10 protein-coding genes and 1 pseudogene are annotated in these 8,129 nt (G+C 61.7%); 3 read left to right on the plus strand and 8 right to left on the minus strand.

Annotation, left to right across the window (positions count from 1 at the left end; genetic code table 11):
* Positions 1 to 490: carbohydrate kinase family protein (locus AC1DUB_RS27825; protein WP_477732312.1), on the plus strand; the 490-nt coding region annotated here is incomplete at its 5' end.
* A 3-nt stretch (positions 491 to 493) separates the two neighbouring features.
* Positions 494 to 1,501, plus strand: coding sequence for a 2-hydroxyacid dehydrogenase (locus AC1DUB_RS27830; RefSeq protein ID WP_477732313.1), 1,008 nt, complete (start codon positions 494 to 496; stop codon positions 1,499 to 1,501).
* Between the two features lie 51 nt (positions 1,502 to 1,552).
* Here AC1DUB_RS27830 and AC1DUB_RS27835 read toward each other — a convergent pair whose 3' ends face one another.
* From AC1DUB_RS27835 to AC1DUB_RS27865, 7 genes are all read right to left on the minus strand, one after another.
* A complete protein-coding gene (locus tag AC1DUB_RS27835; protein WP_477732314.1) occupies positions 1,553 to 2,122 on the minus strand; it encodes a S24 family peptidase in 570 nt (189 codons plus the stop codon).
* On the minus strand, positions 2,119 to 2,358 hold the full coding sequence (locus AC1DUB_RS27840) for a hypothetical protein (RefSeq protein WP_477732315.1): 240 nt from the start codon (positions 2,356 to 2,358) through the stop codon (positions 2,119 to 2,121). The genes AC1DUB_RS27835 and AC1DUB_RS27840 overlap by 4 nt, the downstream gene beginning before the upstream one ends.
* Before the next feature lie 55 nt (positions 2,359 to 2,413).
* Positions 2,414 to 2,764, minus strand: coding sequence for a nucleotide pyrophosphohydrolase (locus AC1DUB_RS27845; RefSeq protein WP_477732316.1), 351 nt, complete (start codon positions 2,762 to 2,764; stop codon positions 2,414 to 2,416).
* Positions 2,765 to 2,976: 212 nt separating this feature from the next.
* Positions 2,977 to 3,837 (minus strand): ZIP family metal transporter, encoded by an 861-nt coding sequence (locus tag AC1DUB_RS27850; RefSeq protein WP_477732317.1) that lies wholly within the window; start codon positions 3,835 to 3,837, stop codon positions 2,977 to 2,979.
* A gap of 249 nt (positions 3,838 to 4,086) precedes the next feature.
* Complete coding sequence (locus AC1DUB_RS27855; RefSeq protein WP_477732318.1) at positions 4,087 to 4,998, minus strand: dienelactone hydrolase family protein; 912 nt, start codon at positions 4,996 to 4,998, stop codon at positions 4,087 to 4,089.
* A 99-nt stretch (positions 4,999 to 5,097) separates the two neighbouring features.
* The gene (locus AC1DUB_RS27860) at positions 5,098 to 5,898 is read right to left on the minus strand and encodes a fumarylacetoacetate hydrolase family protein (RefSeq protein WP_477732319.1); all 801 of its coding nucleotides are present in this window, start codon (positions 5,896 to 5,898) and stop codon (positions 5,098 to 5,100) included.
* A gap of 164 nt (positions 5,899 to 6,062) precedes the next feature.
* Positions 6,063 to 6,971, minus strand: a complete 909-nt coding sequence (locus AC1DUB_RS27865; protein WP_477732320.1) for a helix-turn-helix transcriptional regulator — start codon at positions 6,969 to 6,971, stop codon at positions 6,063 to 6,065.
* A gap of 302 nt (positions 6,972 to 7,273) precedes the next feature.
* On the opposite strand from AC1DUB_RS27865, the gene AC1DUB_RS27870 reads away from it, so the two are divergent.
* On the plus strand, positions 7,274 to 7,984 hold the full coding sequence (locus AC1DUB_RS27870; protein WP_477732321.1) for a hypothetical protein: 711 nt from the start codon (positions 7,274 to 7,276) through the stop codon (positions 7,982 to 7,984).
* On the opposite strand, the pseudogene AC1DUB_RS27875 reads toward AC1DUB_RS27870, so the two are convergent.
* Positions 7,981 to 8,129, minus strand: a pseudogene (locus tag AC1DUB_RS27875) (IS630 family transposase); the annotation flags it as partial. The gene AC1DUB_RS27870 and the pseudogene AC1DUB_RS27875 sit on opposite strands and share 4 nt — an antisense overlap.

The following is an 8,129-nucleotide window of genomic DNA, read 5'->3' on the forward strand; positions in this document are numbered from 1 at the left end:
AGAGACCATGGACCTGATGCGCGCCGCCGGCCGCAGCGTGTCGTTCGACCCCAACCTGCGCCCCACGCTGTGGGCCACGCCCGAGTTGATGCGCGACGCCATCAACGACCTGGCCACGCGCGCCGACTGGGTGCTGCCCGGCATGGAAGAAGGCCGCTTCCTGACCGGCGAAACCACGCCCGAAGGCGTCGCCCGCTTTTACCGCCGGCTCGGTGCGAAGCTGGTCGTGGTCAAGCTCGGTGCAGAAGGGGCTTACTTTGACGGCGAAGCCGGCAGCGGCCGTGTGGCGGGTTTTCCGGTGGCCGAAGTGGTGGACACCGTGGGCGCCGGTGACGGCTTTGCGGTGGGCGTGATCAGCGCGCTGCTCGACGGCCTGGACGTGCCCGAGGCCGTCAAGCGCGGCGCCTGGATTGGCGCACGCGCGGTGCAGGTGCTGGGCGACAGCGAAGGCCTGCCAACGCGCGCCGAACTCAACGCCGCAAAGCTTTAAATCATGGGCGCGCCAGCTTCGCCACCCCTTCGCAAAAAGGTTCTGGTCTTCCGCGAGTTGCCGCCCGACCAACTGGCGCGCCTGCAGACAATGCACGAGGTCACGGTGGCCAACCCGCGCCTGCCCGGGCAGTTGGCCGCATTCCACACCGCCCTGGCCAGCGCGGAAGGCATGATCGGCTCCAGCTACGCCATCACTGCCTCGCTGCTGGCGAGCGCGCCGCAACTCAAGGTGATTTCCAGCGTCTCCGTCGGCGTTGACAACTACGACCTGCCCGCCCTGGCTGCGCGCGGCATCATGCTGTGCCACACGCCCGGCGTGCTGACCGAAACCACGGCTGACACGATCTTCTCGCTGATCATGGCCTCCAGCCGCCGTCTGGTGGAACTGGCCAGCCATGTACGCGAGGGCCGCTGGACGCGCAACATCGGCGAAGACCTGTTTGGCTGGGACGTGCACGGCAAAACGCTGGGCATCCTAGGATTCGGCCGCATCGGCCAGGCCGTGGCACGGCGTGCCGCGCTGGGATTCAACATGCCCGTGCTGTACCACAGCCGCCGGCCGGTGGACGTAGCCCATGAGCTGCCTGAACTCGCCGGCAAGGCCACGCACACCCCGCTTGATGACTTGCTGCGGCGCGCCGACATCGTCGCCGCCGTGCTGCCGCTGTCGACGCAAACCCGCGGCCTGATGGGCGCGCGGGAGTTTGGCCTGATGAAGCCAGGCGCCATCTTCATCAACGGCGCCCGCGGCGCCATCGTGCAGGAAGAGGCCCTGCTCAACGCCCTGGACCACGGCACACTGCGCGCCGCCGGGCTGGACGTGTTCGCCACCGAACCGCTGCCCATGGATTCACCGCTGCGCACGCACCCCAGGGTGACAGCCCTGCCCCACATCGGCTCCGCCACATTCGAGACGCGGCATGCGATGGCGGTGCTGGCAACGAGCAACCTGTTGCAGGCCCTGGCGGGGGAGCGGCCTGCGGCGGTGTTTGAGGCCGCAGCTTCTTAGCTGAATCGGCCCCTTATTCAACGGGTGAAAACCGCCCGAAAGCATCAACTTTTATAGGATGGCAACCAATTCAGCCACTATGCAAACATCCTCAGCAGCATTTCTTTCGAAAATGAGAGGCGCATACTCTGCATCATCACTGTCGGGTTTTAGGTGGATATAACTGTGCTGCCAAGCCCCGTCATCACTGGCTTCTTTTCCGCTGGTGTACACCTTCACCGTGTATGAACCACCCAAGTCAGCATCGTTAATACTGCGGTGCTGAGCAACAACAACTTTCCCCGTACGTGTTCCTGCGGGATTAGCTCGAAACAAACACCAGGAGCCATTTGGAATTCGGCGATTCATTGACTCGCCAATGACCTGAGCCACAAACAAGCCGGCCTGAGGCCGAAAATGACCGGGCAACTCGACCCACTCGGCATCCCCGGGATCAAATGTTTGTGGATCACTGAATGAACCAGCCGCGAACTTCAAATCGACAACAGGAACTGAATTGATGTAAGGGCGTACCTGCTTTTTTGGCAAACATCGGAAAGGTAAAACATTCGCGCCGGCAGATTCTGAACTGCCGATCGCAACGCGAGCCGGCGTCGGTACAACCTCCTGCTGGATATTCACTGCCAGGTGTGCTCGGAAATAATCTGCGGTTTCGCTGTCAGTGCAATAAACATAGCAATTCCTTCATCACGAAGCACTTTTGCCATGCAAGCAAGCGACTCGCGCCACGAGCGCACTTCGGACTGACCCACCCTCCGGCCAACCTTCTCCATGAAAACATCACCGACAATTTCTTCAATGTCTCTGACTTGGGCGTCCTCGAGAAAACGTGATTTGGTTGCCTGATAAACAATCACTTCTTGCTTTCGTAGTTGCTACCCATTGATGCGGGGCAGCCATTTCTTATTCGTTCTAGAGTTCAGTATATTTTTTGCTGCTTCCACGCGACTTGTCTACCGGGTACTTGGTGGCGTTTAATTTCAGCTTAAGTTTGGCCGCCTCGATCAGGTCAATATTCAGTTGGTCAGACAAGCGCAATAGATACAGAAATACATCTGCCATTTCTTCTCCCACCGCGGCCCGCTTTTCGGTTGAGAGCTCACTGCTCTGAACTTCTGTTAGCCATTGAAAGTGCTCTAAAAGCTCAGCCGACTCCACCGTTAATGCAGACGCAAGATTTTTTGGCGAATGGAATTGATCCCAGTCGCGCTCCTTGGCGAACTCCCGCAGGGAGTTGATTAATGCTTGCAATTCTTCATTCATAAGCTCATCTTTTCTGTGTGCCGACGTCAATGGCCTTATGCGCAGTTTTTCGCAGTCATGCGCAGTCTTCCGCAGTTTTTTGGACTGAGTGGAGTGCTCATTTTCAATCGCCCCCCCAGGTTCACAGGATACGGCGGAGATCATCGCGGAGTTGATCAACACACCGTGTACCGTGGGCAGCAAATCTCTCAGGAATCAATCACGCCTCTACGTCAATGCCCGTGCGCAAGCCCGCTGATCAGCGTCACCATGCCGATGCCAATGACCAGCCAGGCAATTTGCGCGGCGGTTTCTTTCGCCGTCACGCGCTTTTGCAGCTGGGGAATCAGGTCGGCCAGCGCGACGTAGATAAAACTGCTGGAGGCGGCGATCAGGAAGAAAGGCAGGTAGTCGTACAGCTTGTCGACCAGCGCATAGCCAATCATGCCGCCCAAAGCCGTCACCGCACCGGCCAGTGAAACCTTGACCACAGCCGCGCGGCGGTTGTTGTTGGAGCTTTGGCGCAGCACCACCAGGTCGCCCATATGGTGGGGCACTTCATGGACCAGCACCGCCAGCGCGGCAACGGCGCCCAGGCGCAGGTCGGCCATGAAGGCCGACGCAATCAGGATGCCGTCACCGAAGGCGTGCACGCTGTCGCCCGCCAGCACGGCCCAGCCGCCGGACTTCTTGCCGCCGGCGTGTGAAGACTGATCGTGGTGATGATGATCATGACGATGAGGGTGGTGCGCGTGTGCACCGTGAACAGGTCGGGCAGGTTGGAGGGGCTGGGGGGGCTCGTGGTGTTCGCCGTCATGGTGTTCATGGCCGTGGTGCCACAGTTCGGCCTTGTCGAGCAGGAAGAAGAACACCAGCCCGACCAGCAAGGTGGCAAACAGCTCCTTGGCGCCGGCCTGGCTCTCAAACGCTTCGGGCAACAGGTGCATGAAGGCGGTGGCCAGCAGCGCGCCTGCGGCCAGACTGAGCATGTGCTGGGTGTAACGGGCCAGCATGCCAAAGCTGAGCAACGCCGCCAGCCACACGCTGCCAATGCCCGCGGCCAGCGTTCCCACCAAAATTGCTACCAAAGTCATAGCTACTCACGCCCGTTTTTATTGGGCCGCAGCCCTGATTGATTACCTGATACCTGTAGAGGCAACCCCGAAGGTTACACCACAGATGGCAAAACCCCGGATGCGGCGTTGCTGCCGCCGTCCGGGGTTGATCTTTATCTTATCAAGCGTGTCAAGAGGGGCGCGTGAAAAAGCCGCCGACCCATGAGGCGGCGGCTCGGTCAGCGCCGGGGCGCACGCGCCCAGGCCCCCTGGCGTCAGCTCATGCGCTCAGGCGACGCCTTGCATCTTGAACCACTCCAGCGCACGCTTGAAGCCGTCGTCAGCCGCGTCCTTGCGATAGCTGGGGCGGTAGTCGGCATGGAAAGCATGGGGCGCCTGCGGATACACCACAAACTCGCTGGCTTTGGCGACGGTGTTGCCCTTGGCTGCTGCCTCGGCCAGTGCGTCTTTCATCTGGTTCACGGTGGTCAGCGGAATGCCGCCGTCCTGTCCGCCATAGAGTCCCAGCACCGGCGCCTTCAGGCTGGCCGCCAGGTCTAGCGGATGCTTGGGCGTGAGCGCTGACGGAGTACCGACCAGGCGGCCATACCAGACGACGGCTGCCTTGACGTTTTTGCTCCGCTCGGCATACAGCCAGGTGATGCGGCCACCCCAGCAAAAGCCGGTGATGCCCACCTTCCCGGTATTGCCGCCGTTGGCGCCGGCCCACTTGACGGCGCCGTCCAGGTCGGCCATGACCTGTTCGTCGGGCACCTTGTTGACGACTTCGGCTATCAGCTTGCCGATCTCGTTGTAGGTGCTGGGGTCGCCCTGGCGCGCGTACAACTCGGGCGCGATGGCCAGGTAGCCGGCCCAGGCAAAGCGGCGGGCGGTGTCGGCAATGTATTCGTGCACGCCGAAAACTTCCTGAACCACCAGCACCACGGGCAGGTTGGTCTTGCCAGCCGGGGCGGCAAAAAAGGCCGGCACCTTGAAGCCGTTGACCTCATAGGTGGTTTCGCCGGTTTTGAGCCCTTCTGACGAGGTTTTGATGGCCGTCTGCGCCATGATGGGCAGGGTGGCAGCGGCATAACCCGCACCCAGGGCGGCTTTCAGCGCGGTGCGGCGGCTGGCGCCGGCTTCGCTGGTCTGTCCCGGCAGCAAGGCATCGAAGTCGTTTTTCTGGTCGTTGTTCAGCATGGTGATTTCCGTAGAAGGAGTGGTTTGAAGCACGCAGTCGGAGTTCGCGCGGCTGCGGAAGTTCCTGCCGGAGCAGACCCAACCGCAGAAGACGCCGGCTCAGACGATCTTGACGCTCAACTCCGGCAGGCCATCCACGTGGCATTCAATCACGTCGCCCTTGACAACAGGCCCGACGTTTTCCGGCGTGCCCGAATAAATGATGTCGCCGGGAAACAGCTCAAACGCTTCGGACAGCCTGGAGATCTGCTCGGCTACCGACCAGATCATGTGGTTCAGCGTGGCCTGCTGCTTGACCTGGCCGTTGACCTTGAGCCAGATCGCACCCTTGGTGTAGTGGCCGGTCTGCGCGACTTTGTGGATGGGGCCTATGGGTGCCGAGCGGTCAAAGCTCTTGCCGATTTCCCAGGGCTTTTTCTGGTCGCCCATGCCGCGCTGCAGGTCGCGGCGTGTCATGTCCAGCCCCAGCGCGTAGCCATAGACATGGTCCAGCGCCTTGTTCATGGGAATGTTTCGTCCGCCTTTGGACAGGGCCGCCACGAGTTCGACTTCGTAGTGGTAGTTCTTCGTGAGCGTGGGGTAGGCATGGTCGGCCACCTGGCCCGGCGGCACCACCTGGATGGCGTCCGTCGGTTTCTGGAAAAAGAAAGGCGGCTCGCGGGTGGGGTCGGAGCCCATTTCGATCGCGTGGGCCGCGTAGTTGCGGCCAATGCAGTAAATGCGGCGCACCGGAAACATCTCGGTGCTGCCCGCGATGGGGACATAGGTGTCGGCCACCGTGAAAGGCGTGGCCGGCGCATTGGCCGCCGTGCCGGGCGTGGCGCAGCCGACGACGGCGCCTGTCGCCATCAGGGCGCCTGTTTGCAGAATTCCTCGTTTGCTCATGTCTGGTTTTGTCATGTATGTCTCCTGGGATTGATGAAAGCTGGAGCTTGTTGTCAGCGTGTTTTTTTTCTCCAACCACTGAGCTTAGGACGGGCGCGCCGCGCACAGGCAGACGCAATTACGCATTTACCGGACGATTCAATGCAGCGGTGTTGCGCTGCAGCAGGGCTTAGAGGTTCTCAGGCTGCGCCGGAAATCCTGGCGCGCACGCTGTCGCGGAAGGCCCGGGGCGTCTGGCCGAAGCGCTGGCGAAAGCGCCGCGCGAAATAGGCCTCGTCGGCAAAGCCCGAGGCATGGGCGATGCTCGCGATGCGCTGGCTGCTGTGCGCCAGCAACTCCTGCGCAAACTCCAGGCGTCGCTCCGTCACCAAATCGGTGAAGGTCTTGCCGGTTTCTTTTTTCAGCAGATGCGCGAGGTAATTGGGGGACAGAAAGGCCGCTGCCGCGGCATCGGCCAGCGTGATCTCGCCGGCCAGATGCTCGCGGATGTAGCGAACCGCCCGTTGCAGGCCGGCGCGCCGGCTGCCCTGCTGCGCCTGGCTGGCCGAAAAGCGCAGCAGGTCGGCTTCAAACTTGCGGCAGGTCAGCCCCAGCAGTTGCAGCATCAGGCCGCGGATGATTTCTACCGAGCCGAAGCGGCGGTTGGCGTTTTCATGCGCCAGCTTGTCCAGCAGGGCTTCAATGTCCGCAAACTCGTCCTCCGAAAAATAAAAGTCGGTGTATTCCTGAAAGAGAAACGGCGCCAGCTCGGGTGCCCTGGTCAGCGGCACGTCTTCCAGATCCAGCGGATCCACATCCAGCCCCGGCCGCAGGAACTGCTGCGCCATGTTGATGATGACGTAGCGCGACCCCTCGGGGTGCGGAATCACATGCACGCGGTAGGGCAGGATGAAGCTGAGGTACCCACGCCGGAAGGGCCGCACGGTACCGGCCACATTCTGCTCGGTATCGCCCTGCAGGCTGATCTGGATCTGGAAGTATTCGTGCCGATGCGGGCGCACCAGCGGCGGCCGCACCAGCTGCGACCGGATGTCAAAGTCGAGGTGGTCCGCGCGCTCGGACATGCCGTAGGTCTTGATGTCTGTCATGCGCCGTATTCTCGGCTTATTGGCCAGGCCCGGCGCGCGAGGGTTCCAGCCGAAAGCCTGGTGCAAAATAGCGCGAACAGGCCGTGGTCCTGGCGAGCAGTTCCGCATCGCAACGTCCAGGGCCCATCGCTTTTACGCCAGGCTATATAAACACATCGACGAATTCAAGGTCTCTTTCGGCGTGCCCGCCCGCGAAGCAAACGAAGCGCCCGTGAAACCGTTGTCCGTCGAGAAAGGGAGCTTCCATGTTTTCCCCTGTCACGCCCCCTAACACTCCTTCTTCTGAGTTCAGAGCCCCGGGCATGCCTGCCATCCTGTTGAAGTTGACCCGCTGGCTGGCCATGTTGGGCTTGTTGGTCCTCGCCGGCTGTGCTTCCCCACTGCCACCCGCAGGGCGTGGCGCGCAGGCGCAGGCCCCGACCGGCGACAGCCAGACACCGCTTTTGCTGCGCATTGGCAACAGCCGACTTGAATTGCAGGTACAGAGCCAAACCTGCAAGCTGCAGTGGCGCGGCGAGTTCCCTCCCGACGCCGTGGCGCTCATGAACCAGGCCCTGTACGAGATGGAGCACCATCGCTGCCAGCAAAAGATCATGGCCCTGGACCTGCAAGGCGGTGACATCGGCCCCGCCATCACGCTCGGTTCCATGCTGAAGAACCGCCAATTCAACACCGAACTGCTTCCCGGCAGCTACTGCCACACCCCCTGCGTGCTGATACTTGCCGCAGGCCGCCAGCGCCTGCTGCCCGAAAGCATCCCGCCGGCCCGCCTGCTGCTGTCGCAGGTCCGTCCGGACCTGGATTTCGGTCAGGCAACCTGTGCGACCGAACTCAGCCTCGGCCAGCAGCTCACGCTGCTGCGCTACCTGCGCGCCATGCTGCCATTGCCAACGGCGACCTCGCTGTACGAGAAGATCCGCCAGGCCACCTGCCGCAGTCACGAGACGCTGGGCGCGCCCGAGGCGCTGTCGCTCGGTCTGGCGACCGGCATGCTGCCTCCCGTGTCGCGCTAGTGGACTGTAACGATTGAATCGGGAGTGATGCGTCGTGAAAGATCACAGTACTTCCACTTCACTGGCTTTGGCTGTTCGTTGTACTGGCGGATGTAGCGCATGAGTTTTCGCTTCAGATCAGGCAAAGACGTGAACACGCCACGGG

The sequence above is a fragment of the Polaromonas sp. P4_F9 genome (assembly GCF_056401235.1).